Here is a 17,370-nt window from a genome sequence, read left to right on the forward strand (position 1 = left end):
GACGTACCGGAGACGGGGGATCGGGGAACCATGAGCGGCGGGACAGGCGCAGGAGCAGCAGGACCAGGAGCGGGCTCGGCGGGCGGATACGGCGTCAGCGTGGCCGGCCTCAGCGGCGTCAGCGACCAGCTGGGCAAGACGGCGACCGACATCGCGACGGCCAAGACCGCCTACGCGGGCTCGGTCTGCTACGCGTCCACGGCCTTCGGCGAGTTCGGCATGGACCAGGCGTGGGCCGCCTTCGACACCGCGTGGTCGAAGGAGATCGACGTCACCCAGCGCGCCCTCGACGAGCTGTCGCAGAAGATGTCGACGACGACGCAGAATTACCGCAACGCGGAGAAGGCCGTCACCGCCTCGCTCGTGCCGGCGGGTGGCCGGTGAGCAAGGTCAAGGATCTGGAGCACGCCCAGCACAACATCGAGCAGGTGCAGTTCATGCTCGCCAACCTGCACCTGCTGGAGGGCATCAACGACGCGCTCGCCGTCCCCGAGCCGGTCGGCGACCCGGGTGCCGTGCGGGCGCGCGCGAAGGACTACGCGCAGGCCGCCGCCTCCTTCGGCCAGGCCTCGCAGGACCTCGCGGGCATAGCCACCAACCAGCTGCCCGCGGTCTGGACGGGTTCGGTCGCCGAGCACGCCACCCAGGCGATCCACGCGATGTCGGCGGAGACCACCACCTCCAAGGAGAGCCTGGCCGCGGCGGCCACGCTGCTCGACGCCTGGGCCAACGAGCTGGAGTGGGCGAAGAGGACCGACGCCGACGGGTGCCGCCAGCTGCAGGCGGCCGGGGAGAAGGCCAGGCAGGACCCGGGCGGCTTCGACGCGGACGCGCGGAACACCGCGTTGTCCGGGGTCGGCGCCCGGCTGGCGGCCGCCCGGCGAGTCGAGAGCTCCGCCACCAGCACCGCGAGCAAGCTGAACCAGCTCACCTCCAAGGCCCGCGCCTCGCGCGCCGGCCAGGGCTCGCTCGACCCGCTGGCGGCCGTGGTGCTGGCCACCGAGAAGAACCCGGGCGCGGGCGAGGACGACGGCTACATCCTGACGCCGGGCCAGCTCGACCGGGCCACCCAGACCCTCGGCGTGATGCCCGGCGCCGAGCAGGCCGCCTTCCGTGCCCTGCTCTCCGGCGCCAAGTCCCCCGAGGAGGCCGCCTACCTCTGGAAGGCGCTCGCGGCCGGCCACTCGGTGGCCGACATCCAGAAGTTCGACGAGGGCATCCACCCGCACGGCGACGACCCGGCCTGGCTCGCCCAGCACCTGGTGCCCGCGACCAGCACCACGGACATCAACCGCGAGTCCTCGGACAACATCGACCTCACCTACCAGGGCAAGCAGGTCAACATCAACGGGTACGGCGTCTACTCGCAGCGCGACGTCAACGACTGCGTGGCCGCGTCCACCGTGATCGCCCAGGCCAAGCTGGACCCGCTGCTGATGTACCAGCTCACCACCGGCGGCACGCCCGACACCCCCGGCGCGGACTCCGCCGAGAACTTCGAGCAGCGGCTGCAGAAGACCTACGTGGACGAGTACATAGCCGGCCAGAAGGTCGACGGCCAGAAGACCTACCCCAAGGAGGACAGCGGCCTCGGCCCCAAGGCCCAGACCTACCTGGCCGACAAGGACCTCGGCAAGGCCACCGGCGCCGACTACGAGCACGTCGAGCTGGAGAGCGACGAGGACCGGCGGGCAGCGCTGGCCCGGATCGAGAAGTCCGTGGACGAGGGCCTGCCCGTCCCGATCAGCGTCCGCAACGAGGACGAGGGCCACCAGATGATGATCATCGGCCGGGACGGCGACAAGCTCCAGATCTACAACCCCTGGGGCTTCACCTCCTGGGTGACCGAGGACCAGTTCGTCAAGAGCCAGCTCGGCGGACTGACCCCCGGCGAACACCCCCTGAACAAGCCGACGTCCCTGGAGCTGCCGAAATGACCACCGTCCGGCCGGATGCCGAACTGGCGGACCTCGACGTGCCCGCCGCCATCACCCGCGGCCTGCTGCTCGCCGGCGGCCCGCGCCAGGCCCTGTTCACCGAGGCCGCCATCGCCGCCACGCACCGCGCGGAGGCGGCGGGCGTGGGCCCGTACCCGCTGGGCTTCCTCGCCCGGCACGTCCGGGCCGGCGGCTTCGCGGCCGCCCTCGCACTGCCCGAGCCGGTCATCGGCGCCACCGGCCGCGCGCTGGTCCGCGACTGGCTGCAGGCCGCCGCGGCGAGCGGCGCCGACGTGGCGCGCGAGCACCTGTTCGCGCGCTGGCTGGCCGAGGTCTCCGCACTGCTCGCGCTCCGACGCGACCTGCGGGAGCTGGACGACTCTGAGTGGCCGTCCTGAATGGCCGTCCTGAGGGGCCGCTCTGCACGGCAGTCCTGAGTTGGCGTCAGCGCGGCGAGGCATCGCGGTCGGGGCCGAGGGTCCGACCGCGATGTCTGCCGACCGGCCGGTCCACAATCCTATGATCTGATCATGATCGAAGGAACGCAGGTAAGGCTGCGCGCGCTGCGCGCCGAGGACGCGGAGCACCATCTCCGGTGGCGAAACGACCCGGAGGTGGTGCGCTTGGCGTGCGCCGGGGACCCGTGCTTCGGGCCGGTCACGGCCGAGGCGGTGGGGCTGTCGTTCGACAAGATGCTGCGGCTGGTCCCCCGGGAGGCGGCCGTGCTCACCGTCGAGGAGTTGGCCGGCGGCCGCGTCATCGGCATGGCCGACTACCGCGACCTCGACCCGTACATCGGGGTCGCCACGCTCGGAATCACCATCGGCGAGCGGGAGTTCTGGGGCCGGGGCCACGGCTCGGAGGCGGTGCGACTGCTGGTCGACCACCTGTTCGGCGCGTTCGGGCTGCACCGGCTGGAGCTGGACACCTGGAGCGGCAACGAACGCGCCGTCCGGACCTTCGAGCGGCTCGGCTTCCGGGAGGAGGGCCGCCGCCGGTCGGCCGTCCTGGTGGGCGGGGCCAGGTACGACCGGGTGCTGTTCGGCCTGCTCCGCGAGGAGTGGACCGCGGCGCCCCAGTAGGACGGACCAGGGGGCCGTCGTCACCCTGCAGGCCTTGCCGGTCCCCGGGTGTGCGTCGGCCTCGCCCCACCACGCCGTCCGCGTCAACGCGTACTCCACATCAGCACCCAGACCAGCCAGAGTGTCCCGGCGAGCACCGCCGACCCGCCACCAGCGTGGTGACCCCGAACGCCCACCGCTTGATTCCGTGCACGCCCGCGGCCTCTCCCGCTTTTGGTCAACGTACGGGATTTCAGGGCCAGTTGGAGCATCTCGGGCTCAGGCCGCACGTTGGCCGTGGAGGAGGAGGGGGAGGGCGCGGCCGAGGTTGGCGAGGGCCTGTTGGACGCGGGCGTTCTGGGCGGGGCTCATGAGGGTGGGGAAGTGGGCGGGGTCGGCGAAGCGGGCGCCGTGGAGGTTGGAGCGGCGTTGGGGTGGGACGGTGAGGCGCTTCGCGTCGTGGTCGGTGACGGTGCCGCCGTCGAAGACGAGGTTGAGGCGTTCGAGGTAGCGGTCGGCGGGGGTGAAGTCGACGGCGAGGAGCTGGGTGAGGCGGCGGTGGAGGCCGGCCTGGGCATGGAGGTGGCGGGCGGCGGCGAGGTGGGGTGATTCGTTGGGAAGGGCGGCGCCGCCGGGGAGGATGAGGCCGTCCAGGTAGTCGGGGTCGACGAGGAGGACGTGGCCGGCGGGGTTGCGCAGGAGGGCGAGGGCGCCGAGGCGGCAGGCGGGGGGCTTGGCGAGGAGCCGGGGGTCACGGGCGGGGCGCACGGTCGTTTTCGCTTTCGGGGGTTCGCGATGCGAGGCGGTGGACGCCGGCGATGAGGGTGGCGGCGAAGAGCAGCCACCAGAGGAGCCGGCCGGCGGCGGCGAGGAGTTCAGTGCGCATCGGCCTGGCGCTCGTGGCGCAGGCCCATCCGCAGGAGGTCGGTGATGCGCAGGATCTGGGCGGTGCGGGCGGATCCGAGGTTGATCAGGTAGGCGCCGGTCAACCGGCCGTAGTCCCAGTCGACTTCCACGGAGGGGAGCGTGGCTTCGGCGAGGGCGAGGACCGCGAGGAGTTCCTCGACGGCCAGGGCGGCCTCGCGGCGCTGCTCGGCGGTCGCCCGGTTGAGGATCGGCCCCATCAGGCAGCCCGCCGGCGGGGCTCGAAGGCGCGCCAGGCCGATTCGGCGGCGGAGATGGTGGGGAACCCGGCGAGTTCACCGGAGGAGTCGAGCAGCCAGTCGCCGGTCATCTCGTTGCGCACCCGGTAGAGGCGGGCGGCAGGGTCCCACCGCATGCCGTAGCCGTGGAGCTTGGTGGACGGGTGGGTACGGGCGGTTCTCATGACAACCCTCCGAAGTTGGAGTTTCACTTTCTGTGCCCATCCTGGCCCGGTCGCGGCTAGCATCGGAAGCGGCAATCGACTTGACCTCGATTCCGAGGAATGTTGGGGAACGGCCATGAACAAGAAGCACCTTGACCCGACGTCCAGCCCCTGGGCTCCCTTCGGCGTGCAACTCCGCAGGTCACGCGAGGGGCGGGGGCTCACGCAAGCCCAGCTGGCCCGCAAGTGCAAGTACGACCCCTCGTACGTCTCCTTCGTCGAACTTGCGCAGCGCCCTCCGAGTGAGCAATTCGCCGCCAGGGCCGATGCCGCGCTGGAGACCGGCGGCACGCTGTCGCTGATGTACTGGCAGCACCGACACACGGCCCTCGTGCCGGGCTTCCCGGAGTACGCCAACTACGAGTCCCGGGCCGAGGAGATCAGGCTCTTTGAGATCAGTGTCATCCCAGGGCTGCTACAGACCATGGAGTACGCAACCGCTCTGGAAGCGGGTCACGTCCGACAGGGCAGCGCCACTCAAGAACAGGCAGACGAACGCGTGCACTTCCTGGAAACGCGGAAGCAGTGCCTGGAGCGCACGCCGCCGCCGCTCGTACACGCAGTTCTTGACGAAAGCTGCATCCGGCGGCCGGTCGGGGGGCGAGATGTCATGATCACCCAGCTCCTGCACCTTGAAGAACTGGCCAAGCGGCCGAACATCGCCATCCAGGTAGCGCCATACAGCCTCGGCGAGGACCGACCGTTCATGCGCATGGTTTTCCTCCTTACCATGCCGGACCGGAAGGTGCTCGGATACTCCGAAAACGAGCACCGTGGGTTCCTTGATCGCGACTCAAACACCGTCCTCCCGCTGGTCAAGAGCTACGATCGACTTCAGATCGAGGCCATGAACCAGGCCGATTCGATGGCGATGATCCGTGCAGTACGGAGGGACTTTGAATGGACGTCGATCTGAATGAAGCCCGTTGGATGAAGAGCTCACACAGCGGCGGCGGCGGCGCGTGCGTCGAGGTAGCCCCCGGGTACCCGCATGTCGTTCCCGTCCGCGACTCCAAGGACCCGAGCGGCCCTGCCCTCGTCTTCCCCTCCAGCGCCTGGCAGTCCTTCGTCACCGCCGTCCGCGCCGGCGAGTTCGGTCCGCATGGCCAGGCGTGACTACGAGGACGACCCCACCGCTCCCAAACCCAACAGCCTCGTCCCCGCCGCCTCCGTCATCGTCGTCGACGGCTCCGGCCGTCTTCTCCTCCAGCGCCGTACGGACAACGGAATGTGGGCACTGCCCGGCGGAACCATGGAACTCGGCGAATCCATCGCCGACTGCGGAATCCGTGAGACCCGCGAGGAGACCGGCATCGACATCGCGATCGCCGGCATTGTCGGGACCTACACCAACCCGCGCCACGTGATGGCCTACGACGACGGCGAAGTCCGCCAGGAGTTCTCGATCTGTCTCCTCGGCCGCCCCACCGGTGGCTCTCTCCGGTCATCCGACGAGTCGCACGAAGTCGCCTGGTTCGAGCTCTCAGAGATCGACGCCCTGCCCATGGTTCCCAGCATCCGCAAACGCATCACCGACTGGCGCTCCAACACCGGTCCCGCCATCCGCTGAGACGTTCTTGGAGTGGGAAGTCGGCCGGTCCGACTTCCCACTCCTCTGCCTGCACTACTCGTCGAGGTCGTGGTGAGCCTCCGGCGCGGTGGCGGCCACGACCCTGCCTTCTCCCGGCTCGGGCTCGCGAACCATGCGCACGTTGGGCAGGCTGCCGCGCCAGAGCTCGCGCTCACCGGTGATCCTGAATCCGTACCGCTCGTAGAAGCGGATCGCCTTCTCGTTGTAGTCGGTCACCCACAGACGTACGGGAGCGCCGTGCGCCCACGCCAGGAACTCGTCCATCAACCGGCCGCCGGTGCCTCGGCTTTGGGCTTCGTCGAGCAGGTACATCGGTCCGAGCGTGACCACGTCATCCCGGCGGCCGCAGAGGAACCCGACGATCTCCCCTTCGGAGCGAACGACACGGCAGAACATCTGATCCGACTGCCGCCCGGCCTCCTCGATGAACTCCCGCCACTGGTCGATGCCCTCCGCGGTCACAGTGGATCCGCGGTGCTCGTGGATCCACGCCTCATCGATCCCCGCTGCCTCGTTGGGGTAGGTCTGGAGCCAGGCCCTCAACTGCATCCGGCACACGGGTGCCGCATCGTCAGGTTGGGGTACGTCGATCTGATGGACCATGGGGCCATTGTTCGCGGTGCGCCCGATGGGTCCCACATCATTTTCCCTCCGGCCCCGGAGCGTCCGCGACGGGACAGCGCTGGTCACGGAGGGCCGTCGTACTACGATCGACTGCCGTGATCACTTACAGGGAAGACGGCTACGAGGTCGACACCGATCCCGACCGTCTCGACGTGGACCGGGTGCACCACTGGTTGTCGACCGACGCGTTCTGGGCCCTCGGCCGTACCCGCGCAACCGTCGAACAGGCCGTCCGCGCGTCCGTCAACTTCGGCGTCTACGACTCCTCCGGCTCACAGGTCGCCTACGCGCGCGTGGTCACCGACCTGGCGACCTTCGCCTGGCTCTGCGACGTGTACGTCGACCGCACCCATCGCGGCACCGGACTCGGCACCTGGCTGGCCGCCGCGGTCCGCGACCACCTCGCCCCCTACGAGCTCAAGCGCTTCATGCTCTCCACCCTCGACGCCCACGGGGTCTACGCCAAGGTCGGCTTCGTCCCCTTCCCCGACCCCGAGAAGCTGATGATCATGAGCTCCGCACTCTGAGTCGCGAGCAGTACCGACACGCTGTCGCCTCCCCGAGCACAGGAAGTCGGGCCTGCCGACTTTCCACTCCGGCGCCCCCACCCCTGCGCCAGACTTGTCGACATGGTGACCCTTCGCGTCCTCGCAACCGACGACTGGCCGATGTGGCGGGAGGCCCGGCTCGCCGCCCTCACCGAGGCTCCGCACGCCTTCAAGGCCCGGCTCGCGGACTGGGCGAAGGGCGGAGAGCAGCAGTGGCGCGCACGGCTCGCGATGCCGGAGGCGTTCCACGTCGTCGCCCTGCTGGACGGCCGGGCGGTCGGCCTGGCCGGGGGTGTGCCCGGGGCGGACGGCGTGGCGGAGCTGCGATCGGTCTGGGTCGGCCCAGAGGTGCGGGGGCGCGGAGTCGGGGACCGGCTGATCGCGGCGGTCGTGGGGTGGGCGCGCCGGTCGGGTGCCGCCGTGTTGCAGCTCGCGGTGATCCCGGGCAACGCGGCCGCCGTCGCGCTCTATCGTCGGCACGGGTTCGTCGCCACGGACGACCTCGGGGAGCTGCTGCCCGACGGGGTCACCAGGGAGCAGGTGATGGCCAAGCCATTGCCGTGACGCGCACCGCAAACCGCTCGCCCCGGCCCGCGCCGGTGTGGAACGATCCCGGCATGGACCTTGTCACGGATGGCGTCACCCCGGTCCCACGGATGGTGATCGTCAATGAGCTCGAAACGGACAGCGGCGGCTTTTTCGTCCCGGACGCCCCGCTCTTCCTCGCGGCCGGCGACCGGATCGGCTTCGACGGCCGGAGCATCACCGTGACCAGGGCGAGCGGCAAGTCCTTCTCCCCCGCCGGCGTCTCGGGACTGCGCTGCTACATCTCGGCCAGCCGGCCTGCGCCGGTGCTCCGCGCGATGTACCGCTGACCTTCCGCGCCTCCGTGCCCTCTCGCCGAGAAAACACGCGGGTGCCACCCTGCCAGGAACCGATCAGCCTGCCCCCACCGCCGGGAACGCCCGCCGCAGCCTGGCCAGCAGCTCCCGGGCCGCGGGCCGCGGCGGGCCGTCCGCCTGCCAGGCGAGGGCGATGCGGCCGCGGGGCGCCGGGTCGGTGAGCCGCCGGGTTTCGAGGCCCAGGGCGGCGGAGTACTCGGCGGGGAGGTCCGGCAGGACGGCCACGCCCAGGCCGCGGGCGGCGAGTTGGGCGAGCAGGGGCGGCGACGAGGCCTCGAAGGCGATGCGCGGCTCGATGCCGGCCTGCGCGCAGGCGTGTTCGAGGGTGGCGCGCAGGCCCGTGCCGCGCGGGAGGCTGATCAGGGGGCGGTCGGCGAGGGCGGCCACAGAGACACGGTCGGCGGCGAGGAGTGGGTCGCCGGCGGCGGTGGCGGCGACCAGCGGGGTGTCCACCACCACCTGGAACTCGATTCCCGCTGGCGGCTGTCGATCCGCCACCCCGGCGATCGCGATGTCCAACTCGCCGCGGCGCAGGGCGGCGAGCATCTGCTCGGAGGTGGATTCGCTCAGCGAGATCTCGACGCCGGGGTGGTCGCGGTGGAAGCCGGCGAGGAGTTCGGCGACCGCGAACTCCTCCGTCGCCGCCCCCGACACCAGCCCGATCGCGACCTGCCCGCGCACCAGACCCGCGTACTCGTCGGCCGTCTGCCGGATGCCCTCGACCGCCGCGAGCGCCGCCCGGACGTACGGGAGGACGGCCTCGCCCACCTCGGTCGTGGTGACCGTCCGGCCCGAACGGTCGAGCAACTGATGACCCAACTCCCGTTCCAGTTGCCGGATCTGGGCGCTCACGCCGGGCTGGGCGAGGTGCAGACGTGCCGCGGCCCGGGTGAAGTTGGCCTCCTCGACCACGGCCGTCAGGTACTGCAACTGACGAAGCTCCATAACCAGGAATTCTAGCGATCAGAAGATCCAGCTCTTGGACTGATGACGCGGGCCCGGGCAGGCTGGTGATCATGGGAAGCAGCACCGCATCGACCGTCCGGGCCGCCATCGCCGCCGAGCGCCGCGAACTCGCCGACGTCCTCGACAGCCTCACCGACGCGCAGTGGGACGCCCCCTCGCTCTGCGCCGGCTGGCGCGTGCGCGAGGTGGCCGCGCACATGAGCCTGGGGTTCCGCTACTCACTCCCCCGCACCGCGCTCGAACTCGCCCGGGCGCGCGGCAGCCTGCACCGGATGACGGACCGCACCGCCCGGCGCGACGCCGCCGCGCTCGGGCCGCGCGAACTCGCCGACGCCCTGCGGGAGAACGCCGATCACCCGTGGACGCCGCCGGTCGGCGGGTTCACGGCCGCCCTCGGGCACGACGTCGTCCACGGCCTGGACATCACCGTCCCGCTCGGCCTCGACCGCCGGGTGCCCGCCGACCGCCTGCGCCTCCTCCTGGACGCCGTCACCCCGCGCAGCCTCCGCTTCTTCGGCGCGCAGCTGGACGGAGTGGAGCTGCGCGCCACCGACCTCGACTGGTCCTACGGCAGCGGCGGCCGCACGGTGGCCCGGCCGGCCCGGGAGCTGCTACTGCTCGCCTACGGGCGGAAGTTGGCCGACTGACCGGGGCTACGGGCCCGGCCCGGCTGACCCGGAGCGGCGGAACAGGAGCTACGGGCCACAGGCTGCGGTGCGGGCTGCGGGCTGCGGGCTGCGGCGCGTAACCGGAGCACGGTGCCGAACCGGCTGTCGGCGGTCTCGGCTCGGCCCGGAACGAGGGGCCGACAGGCCGTCGGGACGGTCTTCGAAAGCTCAGCCCAGTGCCAGGACCGGGCGGACGGAGAGGTTCTCGAAGAGGTCCTCGCCGTCGGGGCCGTGGGCGAACTCGGCCGCGAACGGGTTGCGGTTGGCGGTGGCCAGGGGCAGCCAGCCCAGCAGGTGCCCATAGCCGCCGCAGACCGACTCGCCGCCGTCCCCGCCGTGGACGGCCGTGACGTCGCTGCTCAGCTCGGTGCGGTAGGTGTCGTAGGCGATGCGCAGGCCGAAGGCGTTCGGCTGCTCGTGCGGGCCGTCGGCGTCCCCGTACGGGATGCGGTCGAGCGGGCAGTCGTTGCCCCAGCGGAAGAGGGTGGATGCGCCGGCGCCGCAGGCGTGCTCCCACTCGTCGGGGGTCGGCAGCCGCAGCCCGCGGGCGGCGAGGGCGGCGGGCAGGCCGGCGGGCGGCTCGGTGAGCTCCTCGTCCGCCACCGCCATCAGCACGGTCGCGAGGGTCACCGTCCGGCGCGGACTGAGCAGTTGGGCGAGGTGGGCGCGCAGGTCGGGGCCGTAGCCGAAGCCCTCCGACAGGCTCTGTGCGTAGTCGGCGGCCTGCTCGGGCGTGGGCCGCCAGGCGTCCAGGTCGAAGCCGAGCTCCAGCCGCCCACCGGGTATCAGCGCGAACTCCCGGCCGTCCCGGTCGATCCGGACGCGGTGCAGCGGCGCGCCGAGGTGGTCGACGGTGTCCACGGCGGCCACCCTGCCGCCCACGGCCTCCGCCGCCGCCCGGGCGGCGGTCCGGGCGGCGGGGAGGTCGTAGGAACGCCACTGGTCGAGGCTGAGGTCGGCGATAGACATGGGCAGGAGTCTGGCACGGGCCACCGACACGGCCGCCACGACGAAGAGCAGGACGACGGACCGGACGGCTTCCTGCTTGTCGGCCGCCCCGGCGGCCACCCCCGGCGGCCGCCCCCGGCGTCAGAACGTGCGCTTCAGCAGGGCGAGCAGCGCGTCCCAGTGCCGGGCGGCCGCCTCCGGGTGGTAGGGGGCGGTGTCGGCCTGGGTGAAGCCGTGCGGCGCACCCTCGTAGACCTCGCAGGTGTGGCGGACGCCGGCCTCGGTCAGAGCCTTGGCCAGGCGATCGATCTGGTCGGCCGGGAGCGACGGGTCCTGGTCGGCGTGCCCGAAGTACAGCTCCGCCGTGACCTTGCCGGCGACCAGGTGCGGGCTGTCCTCCTCGTCGGAGGCCAGCATGCCGCCGTGGAAGCCTGCCGCCACCGCGACCCGGTCGGGGTAGGCGCCCGCGGTGCGCAGCGCGAGCTGGGCGCCGAGGCAGTAGCCGGTGATGCCGACCGGCCCGTCGGTCGTCAGCGGCGATTCGGCGAGCCAGTCCAGGTACGCGCCGGCGTCGCGGACGGCCAGCTCCGCGGTGAGCGAGTCCATGATCGGGCCGAGGCGCTCGAACAGGGTCGGGTCGGCGGCCGGGTTGATCAGCTCCGGCGGTTCGGGCAGCGCGACGACCGGCGCGCGGCCGTGCCGGTAGAGCACGTTGGGCACCAGCACGGTGTAGCCCTCGGCCGCGAGGCGGTCGGCCATCGACTCCAGGAACGGGCGGAGCCCGAACGCGTTCATGTAGAGCAGCACGGCCGGGTGGGCGCGGCCGTCGTCCGGGTGGGCCAGGTAGGCGTCGGCGATGCCGTCCGCCGTCGGGATGTCCACGGCGGCGCCACGCACGGCGGTTGTCACGGTCGGTTCTCCTCGGTACTGGGCGGCTGAGCGCATTCGGCCCGGAGATTATCGACGCCCGGACAGGCTCGTCCACGCAATTCCTGCCAAGTGGCCCGGCGGCCGGGCGTCCAGGCGTTTGGGGTGGCCCGGCCGGCCGGGCGCTCAGGCGGTCCAGGTGCGAGTGCAGAGCACCAGGCGGTAGCCGTCCGGGTCGGTGACGGTGACGCCGAACTCGTCCCAGTACGGGTTGTGGGCGGGGACGCGGGTGCCGCCGGCGGCTTCCAGCCGGGCGACCTGGGCCTCGTCCACGGGTGCGCCCAGGTACAGGACGAAGAGGTCGTCGACGGTCGGGGCCGGCTCGACGGGGTGCTCGGGGTCATGGGTGAGCTCGAAGTGCCAACCGCCGCCGGGGAGGCCGACCATGAGCAGGTCGTGCTCGCCGGGGACGTGCTCGGCGGTGCGCCAGAGCACGGAGAGGCCGAGGCCGTCGACGTAGAAGCGCTCGGCGGCGGCGAGGTCCCGGGAGGGGCGGGCGACCCGGACGTGGGTGGTGGAGTCGATCATTCGACCGAGCGTACCGGGCGGAGACTGAGGAGGTGTCAGAGCCTCCGCAGGCGCTCCTCGTCGGGCGTCCTGGGGCAGGTGATGCACGCGGAGTCGGGGCGGATCGCGTAGTAGAGGCAGCAGCCGAGGCGGGTCCGGGTGGGGTGGCTTCGGCCGTCCGGCCCGCAGAGGGTACGGAAGGCGGCGGCCCCGAGGAGGGGCTGGGTGCCGCCGGGGAGGACGGCCCCGGCGGCGGCGACCGCCTCGGTTTCTCCAACGGTGCCGGCGGAGTGGGAGGTGACGCCGGGCTGCGCGTCGAGCATCCGGCCGAGGTACCAGATCGCGGAGGCCAGGTCGTCCGTGACCATGCCCCAGAGCGCCCGGGTGCCGCGCCGGGTGGGGGCGGCGAAGGCGGTGAGCAGCGGTTCGACGTGGGTGACGACGGCGGCGCGCAGTTCGGCGCGGAGTTCGTCGTCGCCCGGGAGCGTGACATGGGCTCGCGGGCGCAGGGCGAGGTCGCCGGTGGGGGCGTGCAGCCAGAGGTCCGATCCGTCGATCGCGGGGACGCGGCGGGCGAGGTGCCAGGGCCCGGCGATCAGGACGCAGACCGACCAGAGGTAGTGGTGCAGCAGCCGGGAGGCGGCGACGTGCGGGCGCGGGGTGGTGCCGTGCTCGGCGGCGGCCGGGGCGATCCGGGCGGCCTCGCCGGCCAGCGCGGCTTCCAGGGCCGTGGGGTCGGCGGCCAGTTCGGCCGCGGAGTACCAGCCCTGGGCGCGGGTCGGGGCCGGTTCGCCGTCCTCGAGCAGTCTGACCCGCAGGACGGGGCAGAGGTCCAGCAGCCGCCGGTAGTCGGCACCGAGGGGAGAGGGACTCCGGTCGGTGGCGGGCATGGGTGCGGTACCCGAGATCATCGGCACTCCCGAGATCGATTAAGGTGAGGCTCACCTTATAGGCATCGGAGTCCACTCCGGACGCAGCACCCCGACCCGGGCCGTTCCCGAGACCGAGTTGACGAACTTAGGTTTGCCTAACCTAATATCTCCTCGTGCTCACCACCGCCCCGCCGGCCGCCACAACCCCGGCCCCGCCCCGGACCTCGGCGTTCCGGCGGCCCCTGCTGCTGGCCGCCGGAGTTGCCGCACTCGTGCTGTGCGCCGCGCTGAGCCTCGCACTCGGCTCCCGCGCCATCCCCCTCTCCACCGTTCTCGACGCCCTCGCCGGCTCCGGCTCCGGCGGCGATGCCGACGTGGTGACGGGCCTTCGGGTCCCCCGGACGATCATCGGCCTGGTGCTCGGCGCGGCCCTCGGCGTCGCCGGAGCGGTCGCCCAGGGCGTCACCCGCAACCCGCTCGCCTCGCCGATCACCCTCGGGATCAACGCCGGCGCGAGCTTCGCCGTCGTCGCCGCGATCTACACCTTCGGGCTCACCCGGCCGGTCGAATACATCTGGTTCGCCCTCACCGGCGCGGCCGTCGCCGCCGTGGCCGCGTACGCGATGTCCCGGCGCGGCGGGGATCTCGACCCCGTCCGGCTGGCCCTCGGCGGCACGGTGCTCACCGTGGTGCTCACCTCGTGGACGTCGGCGCTGATGCTGGCCAGTCACCGCACCCTGGACGAGGCCCGGTTCTGGCTGGCCGGCTCGATCGCCGGGCGCCACCTGGACACCCTGACGCCCGTCCTGCCGTTCCTCGCCCTCGGTCTGATCGGCGCCTTCGCCGTCGCCCCCGCGCTCAACGCGCTGGCGCTCGGCGACGAGGCCGCGCAGTCGCTCGGCGTGCCGGTGGCCCGGATCCGGGTGCTCGGCGGGCTGGCCGTCGTGCTCCTGGCGGGCGGCGCGGTCGCCGTCGCCGGGCCGGTCGCCTTCATCGGGCTGGCCGCGCCCCACCTCGTCCGGCCGCTCCTCGGCAACGACCACCGCTGGCTGCTACCCGGCTGCCTGATCACCGGTCCGGTGCTGCTGCTCGCCGCCGACGTGCTGGGGCGCGTGATGGCCCGGCCGTCCGAGATCGAGGTCGGCATCGTGACCGCCTTCCTCGGCGCGCCGCTGCTCGCGGTGCTGGCCCGGAAGGTGGCCCGATGAGCGTCCTCACCCTGAACCCCCCGGCGGGCACCACCGTGGCCCGGCGCCGGGCTCGGACCGCCGCCTGGTCGCTGGTGGCCGCCGCGCTGCTCGTCCTGCTGACCGGCGTCGCACTCGGCACCGGCCAGGTGAAGATGTCCGTCTGGGACGCGCTGCGCGCGCTGGCCGGGCTCGGCGACGCCGGGAACGTGCTGGTGGTGCAGGAGTTCCGCGCACCCCGGGTGGTCTCGGCGCTGATCGCCGGCGCCGGGCTGGCGGTGGCCGGCTCGATGCTGCAGCGGCTCTTCCGCAACCCGCTGGCCTCCCCCGACACCATCGGCGTCACCGGCGGCGCCTCCTTCGGCGCGGTGCTGATGCTCGCCACCGGCGCCTCGCAGGAGCTGATCCCGCTCGCCGCGCTCGGCGGCGGGCTGCTGGCCGCGCTGCTGCTCGGCGGGTTCGCCTGGCGCTCGCGGATGGCCGTGACCCGGCTGGTGCTGGTCGGCCTGGCGGTCCAGCAGGGCCTGGCCGCCGCCGTGAACCTGATGATCGTACGGTTCCCGGCCGAGCTGGCCTCCTCCGCGATGCAGTGGACCACCGGCTCGCTCTACGGCCGGGACTGGACCGAGGTCTGGATCGGCGGCACCGCCATCGCGCTCACCGCGCTCGCCGTACTGCTGTCCCACCGGCGGGTCGCCGTGCTCGACCTCGGTGACGACTCGGCCGGCGGACTCGGCCTCACCCCGGGCCGCGACCGGGTGCTGCTCCTGCTGCTCACCATCACTCTGGCCTCGCTCGCCGCCGCCCTCACCGGGCCGGTCGCCTTCGTCGCACTCGCCGTGCCGCACCTGGTCCGGCTGCTCGCCGGCCCGCCCACCCTCGGCACGCTCGGCCTCACCGCGCTCACCGGCGCCGTGCTGCTGCTCTCCTCCGACCTCCTCGTGCTCCACGTGATCCCCGTCCACGGCCTGCCGGTCGGTGCCGTCACCGCGACGCTCGGCGCGCCCTGGCTCCTGGTGCTGATGATCCGCCAGGGCCGGCTTCCCCAGAGGAGCAGCTGATGACTGCCGACACCGCCACCGACACCGCCACCACCGCGACCGCCGTCGACACGTCGGCCAACCGCCTGGCCGCCCACGGACTGCACCTGCGCTACGGCAACCGGGTGATCGTGGACGGGCTGGACCTGGAGCTGCCCGGCGGCGCCGTCACCGCGATCGTCGGCCCCAACGCCTGCGGCAAGTCCACCCTGCTGCGCGGCCTCGTCCGGCTGCTCGACCCCGCCGCGGGCACCGTCACCCTGGACGGCTCCGACATCCACCGAATGCCCGCCCGGGCACTCGCCAAGCGGATGGGCCTGCTGCCCCAGCAACCGGTCACCCCCGAGGCGATCACCGTCGAGTCGCTGGTCCGGCTCGGCCGCTTCCCGCACCAGCGGATGCTCAGCCCGTGGTCCAAGGCCGACCAGGCGGCCGTCGAGGACGCACTCGCCCGCACCGGCACCGCCGAGCTGCGCGACCAGCAGGTCGACCGGCTCTCCGGCGGTCAGCGCCAACGCGCCTGGATCGCGCTCGCCCTCGCCCAGGACACCGACCTGCTGCTGCTCGACGAGCCGACCACCTTCCTCGACCTCCGGCACCAGCTGGACGTCCTCGACCTGGTCGCCGACCTGCACGCCGAGGCCGGGCGCACCGTCGTCATGGTGCTGCACGACCTCGGGCAGGCCGCCCGGTACGCCGACCACCTGGTCGTACTCAAGGACGGCCGCCTCGCCGCCGCCGGGGCGCCCACCGAGGTGCTCACGGCCGAGCTGGTGGAGGAGGTCTTCCAGGTGCCCTGCCTGGTCGTGCCCGACCCGGAGACCGGCACACCGCTCGTCGTGCCGCGGGCCCGCACCAGGCCGCGCACCGCCGCCGTCACCTCCACCGCCACCGCCGCCGTCACCACCACCGGCTGACGGCCCACCGTCCTCCGGCCGCCCGCGCTCACCCCCGCGGGCCGGGCCGGCCTCCCGCCCTGCCCGGATCCGTCCGGCGGCCGTCCGGATCCGTCCGGGCACCGCCGGAAGCGTCCGATCACCCCGCCCCAGAGACAAGGAATCGCCATGAACCGCTCCAGCCGCGCCCGCAGACTCCCCGTCGCCGTCCTCGCCGTCGCGCTCTCCACCACGCTGCTCGCCGCCTGCGGCAGCAACGGTGACACCAAGGACGCGGCCAAGCCGGCCGGCGACGCCGCCTCGGCCGCCGCCGGGTCCGCCGCAGTCTTCCCCCGCAGCGTCACCCACGCCGCCGGCACCGCCGAGATCAAGGCCCAGCCCAAGCGCGTCGTGGTCCTGGACAGCGGCGAGCTGGACGACGTCACCCTGCTGGGCATCACGCCGGTCGGCGCGGTCTCCCCTCATATGAAGACCGAGGGCGGGTTCCCGAACTACCTCAAGGACAAGATCAAGGACACCAAGGACGTCGGCCCGATGAACGAGCCGAACCTGGAGCTGATCGCCTCCCTCAAGCCCGACCTGATCCTCTCCTCGAAGGTCCGCCACGCCAAGGTCTACGACAAGCTCAACGCCATCGCGCCGACCGTGCTCGCCGAGACCACCGGCTTCCCGTGGAAGGAGAACCTCGCCCTCTACGCGCAGGCGCTCGGCAAGGAGGCCGAGGCCAAGAAGGCGCTGGCCGACTACGAGGCCCGTGCCGCCAAGCTGGGCGAGGCGATCAAGGCCAAGAACGGCGGCAAGGAGCCGACCGCCTCGGTCGTCCGCTTCGTGGCCGGCCCGACCCGCCTCTACGCCAAGTCGTCCTACAGCGGCGTCGTGCTGAAGGACGTCGGCCTGGCCCGCCCGGCCTCCCAGGACGTGGACCAGAACATCATCGAGGTCAGCGCCGAGCAGATCAACCAGGCCGACGCCGACCTGCTCTTCGTCACCGTCGCCGACGACCCGACCAAGACCAAGCAGAGCGAGGTCCAGGGCACCCCGGTCTGGCAGGGCCTGAACGCCGTCAAGAACAGCAAGGTCTTCAACGTGCCGGACGAGACCTGGATGTCCGGCATCGGCGTCCAGGCCGCCGACGCCATGCTCGGCGACATCGCCAAGGCCGCGGGCGTCGAGGCACCCAAGTAGCAGCCGATCAGTACCCGTTGACGGTCGGGGGGGGGGGCAGGCGGGGGCCGCCCCCCCGGGCCGCCCCCCCCCCCCCCCCCCCCGGAGAGGACCCGGTGCCACACGGGGGTGCCACCGTCCTCACTCCACCACACCCAACCGGGTA

General features: G+C 72.5%; 25 protein-coding genes. 15 read left to right on the forward strand and 10 right to left on the reverse strand.

Going from position 1 to position 17,370, the window contains the following annotated elements; genetic code table 11:
- Window positions 1–30: 30 nt before the first annotated feature.
- The 4 genes from ACZ6NC_RS31220 to ACZ6NC_RS31235 all read left to right on the forward strand — a co-directional run bounded on the left by ACZ6NC_RS31220 (window position 31) and on the right by ACZ6NC_RS31235 (window position 3,019).
- Complete coding sequence (locus ACZ6NC_RS31220; protein WP_465737202.1) at window positions 31–384, forward strand: type VII secretion target; 354 nt, start codon at window positions 31–33, stop codon at window positions 382–384.
- Window positions 381–1,937: a hypothetical protein gene (locus tag ACZ6NC_RS31225; RefSeq protein WP_465737203.1), complete on the forward strand. Its 1,557-nt coding sequence runs from the start codon at window positions 381–383 to the stop codon at window positions 1,935–1,937. The genes ACZ6NC_RS31220 and ACZ6NC_RS31225 overlap by 4 nt, the downstream gene beginning before the upstream one ends.
- Window positions 1,934–2,335: a hypothetical protein gene (locus ACZ6NC_RS31230; protein WP_465737204.1), complete on the forward strand. Its 402-nt coding sequence runs from the start codon at window positions 1,934–1,936 to the stop codon at window positions 2,333–2,335. Before ACZ6NC_RS31225 ends, ACZ6NC_RS31230 begins: the two co-directional genes overlap by 4 nt.
- Window positions 2,336–2,467: 132 nt before the next feature.
- Window positions 2,468–3,019: a GNAT family N-acetyltransferase gene (locus ACZ6NC_RS31235; protein WP_465737205.1), complete on the forward strand. Its 552-nt coding sequence runs from the start codon at window positions 2,468–2,470 to the stop codon at window positions 3,017–3,019.
- 258 nt (window positions 3,020–3,277) lie between these two features.
- Here ACZ6NC_RS31235 and ACZ6NC_RS31240 read toward each other — a convergent pair whose 3' ends face one another.
- The 4 genes from ACZ6NC_RS31240 to ACZ6NC_RS31255 are packed head-to-tail and all read right to left on the reverse strand — an operon-like array spanning window position 3,278 to window position 4,325.
- Entirely contained in the window at window positions 3,278–3,766 is a 489-nt protein-coding gene (locus ACZ6NC_RS31240) for an NUDIX domain-containing protein (RefSeq protein ID WP_465737206.1), read from the reverse strand.
- Window positions 3,750–3,884, reverse strand: coding sequence for a hypothetical protein (locus tag ACZ6NC_RS31245; RefSeq protein WP_465543360.1), 135 nt, complete (start codon window positions 3,882–3,884; stop codon window positions 3,750–3,752). The genes ACZ6NC_RS31240 and ACZ6NC_RS31245 overlap by 17 nt, the downstream gene beginning before the upstream one ends.
- Window positions 3,874–4,122, reverse strand: coding sequence for a hypothetical protein (locus ACZ6NC_RS31250; protein WP_465737207.1), 249 nt, complete (start codon window positions 4,120–4,122; stop codon window positions 3,874–3,876). The genes ACZ6NC_RS31245 and ACZ6NC_RS31250 overlap by 11 nt, the downstream gene beginning before the upstream one ends.
- Window positions 4,122–4,325, reverse strand: a complete 204-nt coding sequence (locus tag ACZ6NC_RS31255) for a hypothetical protein (protein WP_465543364.1) — start codon at window positions 4,323–4,325, stop codon at window positions 4,122–4,124. Before ACZ6NC_RS31255 ends, ACZ6NC_RS31250 begins: the two co-directional genes overlap by 1 nt.
- A gap of 115 nt (window positions 4,326–4,440) precedes the next feature.
- On the opposite strand from ACZ6NC_RS31255, the gene ACZ6NC_RS31260 reads away from it, so the two are divergent.
- Genes ACZ6NC_RS31260 through ACZ6NC_RS31270 form a run of 3 tightly spaced genes read left to right on the forward strand, consistent with a single transcriptional unit; the run spans window position 4,441 to window position 5,934 of the window.
- Window positions 4,441–5,280: a helix-turn-helix domain-containing protein gene (locus tag ACZ6NC_RS31260; protein ID WP_465737208.1), complete on the forward strand. Its 840-nt coding sequence runs from the start codon at window positions 4,441–4,443 to the stop codon at window positions 5,278–5,280.
- Window positions 5,281–5,294: 14 nt separating this feature from the next.
- Window positions 5,295–5,480, forward strand: coding sequence for a DUF397 domain-containing protein (locus ACZ6NC_RS31265; RefSeq protein WP_465544719.1), 186 nt, complete (start codon window positions 5,295–5,297; stop codon window positions 5,478–5,480).
- Entirely contained in the window at window positions 5,467–5,934 is a 468-nt protein-coding gene (locus tag ACZ6NC_RS31270; RefSeq protein ID WP_465737209.1) for an NUDIX hydrolase, read from the forward strand. Before ACZ6NC_RS31265 ends, ACZ6NC_RS31270 begins: the two co-directional genes overlap by 14 nt.
- A gap of 54 nt (window positions 5,935–5,988) precedes the next feature.
- On the opposite strand, the gene ACZ6NC_RS31275 is transcribed toward ACZ6NC_RS31270, so the two are convergent.
- Window positions 5,989–6,558, reverse strand: a complete 570-nt coding sequence (locus tag ACZ6NC_RS31275; protein ID WP_465737210.1) for a GNAT family N-acetyltransferase — start codon at window positions 6,556–6,558, stop codon at window positions 5,989–5,991.
- 116 nt (window positions 6,559–6,674) lie between these two features.
- On the opposite strand from ACZ6NC_RS31275, the gene ACZ6NC_RS31280 reads away from it, so the two are divergent.
- The 3 genes from ACZ6NC_RS31280 to ACZ6NC_RS31290 all read left to right on the forward strand — a co-directional run bounded on the left by ACZ6NC_RS31280 (window position 6,675) and on the right by ACZ6NC_RS31290 (window position 8,002).
- The gene (locus ACZ6NC_RS31280) at window positions 6,675–7,106 is read left to right on the forward strand and encodes a GNAT family N-acetyltransferase (RefSeq protein ID WP_465737211.1); all 432 of its coding nucleotides are present in this window, start codon (window positions 6,675–6,677) and stop codon (window positions 7,104–7,106) included.
- A 102-nt stretch (window positions 7,107–7,208) separates the two neighbouring features.
- Complete coding sequence (locus ACZ6NC_RS31285; RefSeq protein WP_465737212.1) at window positions 7,209–7,691, forward strand: GNAT family N-acetyltransferase; 483 nt, start codon at window positions 7,209–7,211, stop codon at window positions 7,689–7,691.
- 53 nt (window positions 7,692–7,744) lie between these two features.
- Window positions 7,745–8,002: a hypothetical protein gene (locus tag ACZ6NC_RS31290; protein ID WP_465737213.1), complete on the forward strand. Its 258-nt coding sequence runs from the start codon at window positions 7,745–7,747 to the stop codon at window positions 8,000–8,002.
- 63 nt (window positions 8,003–8,065) lie between these two features.
- Here the strand turns inward: ACZ6NC_RS31290 and ACZ6NC_RS31295 are convergent, their stop codons facing one another.
- Window positions 8,066–8,974: a LysR family transcriptional regulator gene (locus tag ACZ6NC_RS31295; protein WP_465737214.1), complete on the reverse strand. Its 909-nt coding sequence runs from the start codon at window positions 8,972–8,974 to the stop codon at window positions 8,066–8,068.
- 71 nt (window positions 8,975–9,045) lie between these two features.
- Here ACZ6NC_RS31295 and ACZ6NC_RS31300 point away from each other — a divergent pair, with 71 nt between their 5' ends.
- Window positions 9,046–9,642 (forward strand): maleylpyruvate isomerase family mycothiol-dependent enzyme, encoded by a 597-nt coding sequence (locus ACZ6NC_RS31300; RefSeq protein ID WP_465737215.1) that lies wholly within the window; start codon window positions 9,046–9,048, stop codon window positions 9,640–9,642.
- A 189-nt stretch (window positions 9,643–9,831) separates the two neighbouring features.
- On the opposite strand, the gene ACZ6NC_RS31305 is transcribed toward ACZ6NC_RS31300, so the two are convergent.
- The 4 genes from ACZ6NC_RS31305 to ACZ6NC_RS31320 all read right to left on the reverse strand — a co-directional run bounded on the left by ACZ6NC_RS31305 (window position 9,832) and on the right by ACZ6NC_RS31320 (window position 12,956).
- Complete coding sequence (locus ACZ6NC_RS31305) at window positions 9,832–10,632, reverse strand: hypothetical protein (RefSeq protein WP_465737216.1); 801 nt, start codon at window positions 10,630–10,632, stop codon at window positions 9,832–9,834.
- A 120-nt stretch (window positions 10,633–10,752) separates the two neighbouring features.
- Window positions 10,753–11,556, reverse strand: a complete 804-nt coding sequence (locus ACZ6NC_RS31310) for a dienelactone hydrolase family protein (RefSeq protein WP_465737217.1) — start codon at window positions 11,554–11,556, stop codon at window positions 10,753–10,755.
- 108 nt (window positions 11,557–11,664) lie between these two features.
- Window positions 11,665–12,066, reverse strand: a complete 402-nt coding sequence (locus ACZ6NC_RS31315; protein ID WP_465737218.1) for a VOC family protein — start codon at window positions 12,064–12,066, stop codon at window positions 11,665–11,667.
- A gap of 35 nt (window positions 12,067–12,101) precedes the next feature.
- Window positions 12,102–12,956, reverse strand: a complete 855-nt coding sequence (locus ACZ6NC_RS31320; RefSeq protein WP_465737219.1) for an iron-sulfur protein — start codon at window positions 12,954–12,956, stop codon at window positions 12,102–12,104.
- A 134-nt stretch (window positions 12,957–13,090) separates the two neighbouring features.
- Here ACZ6NC_RS31320 and ACZ6NC_RS31325 point away from each other — a divergent pair, with 134 nt between their 5' ends.
- The 4 genes from ACZ6NC_RS31325 to ACZ6NC_RS31340 all read left to right on the forward strand — a co-directional run bounded on the left by ACZ6NC_RS31325 (window position 13,091) and on the right by ACZ6NC_RS31340 (window position 17,225).
- Complete coding sequence (locus ACZ6NC_RS31325) at window positions 13,091–14,125, forward strand: FecCD family ABC transporter permease (RefSeq protein WP_465737220.1); 1,035 nt, start codon at window positions 13,091–13,093, stop codon at window positions 14,123–14,125.
- A complete protein-coding gene (locus ACZ6NC_RS31330; protein ID WP_465737221.1) occupies window positions 14,122–15,165 on the forward strand; it encodes a FecCD family ABC transporter permease in 1,044 nt (347 codons plus the stop codon). Before ACZ6NC_RS31325 ends, ACZ6NC_RS31330 begins: the two co-directional genes overlap by 4 nt.
- Entirely contained in the window at window positions 15,165–16,061 is an 897-nt protein-coding gene (locus ACZ6NC_RS31335) for an ABC transporter ATP-binding protein (protein WP_465737222.1), read from the forward strand. The genes ACZ6NC_RS31330 and ACZ6NC_RS31335 overlap by 1 nt, the downstream gene beginning before the upstream one ends.
- Before the next feature lie 147 nt (window positions 16,062–16,208).
- The gene (locus ACZ6NC_RS31340; protein ID WP_465737223.1) at window positions 16,209–17,225 is read left to right on the forward strand and encodes an ABC transporter substrate-binding protein; all 1,017 of its coding nucleotides are present in this window, start codon (window positions 16,209–16,211) and stop codon (window positions 17,223–17,225) included.
- Window positions 17,226–17,370 lie beyond the last annotated feature (145 nt).

This window comes from Kitasatospora sp. NPDC041988 (assembly GCF_055588525.1).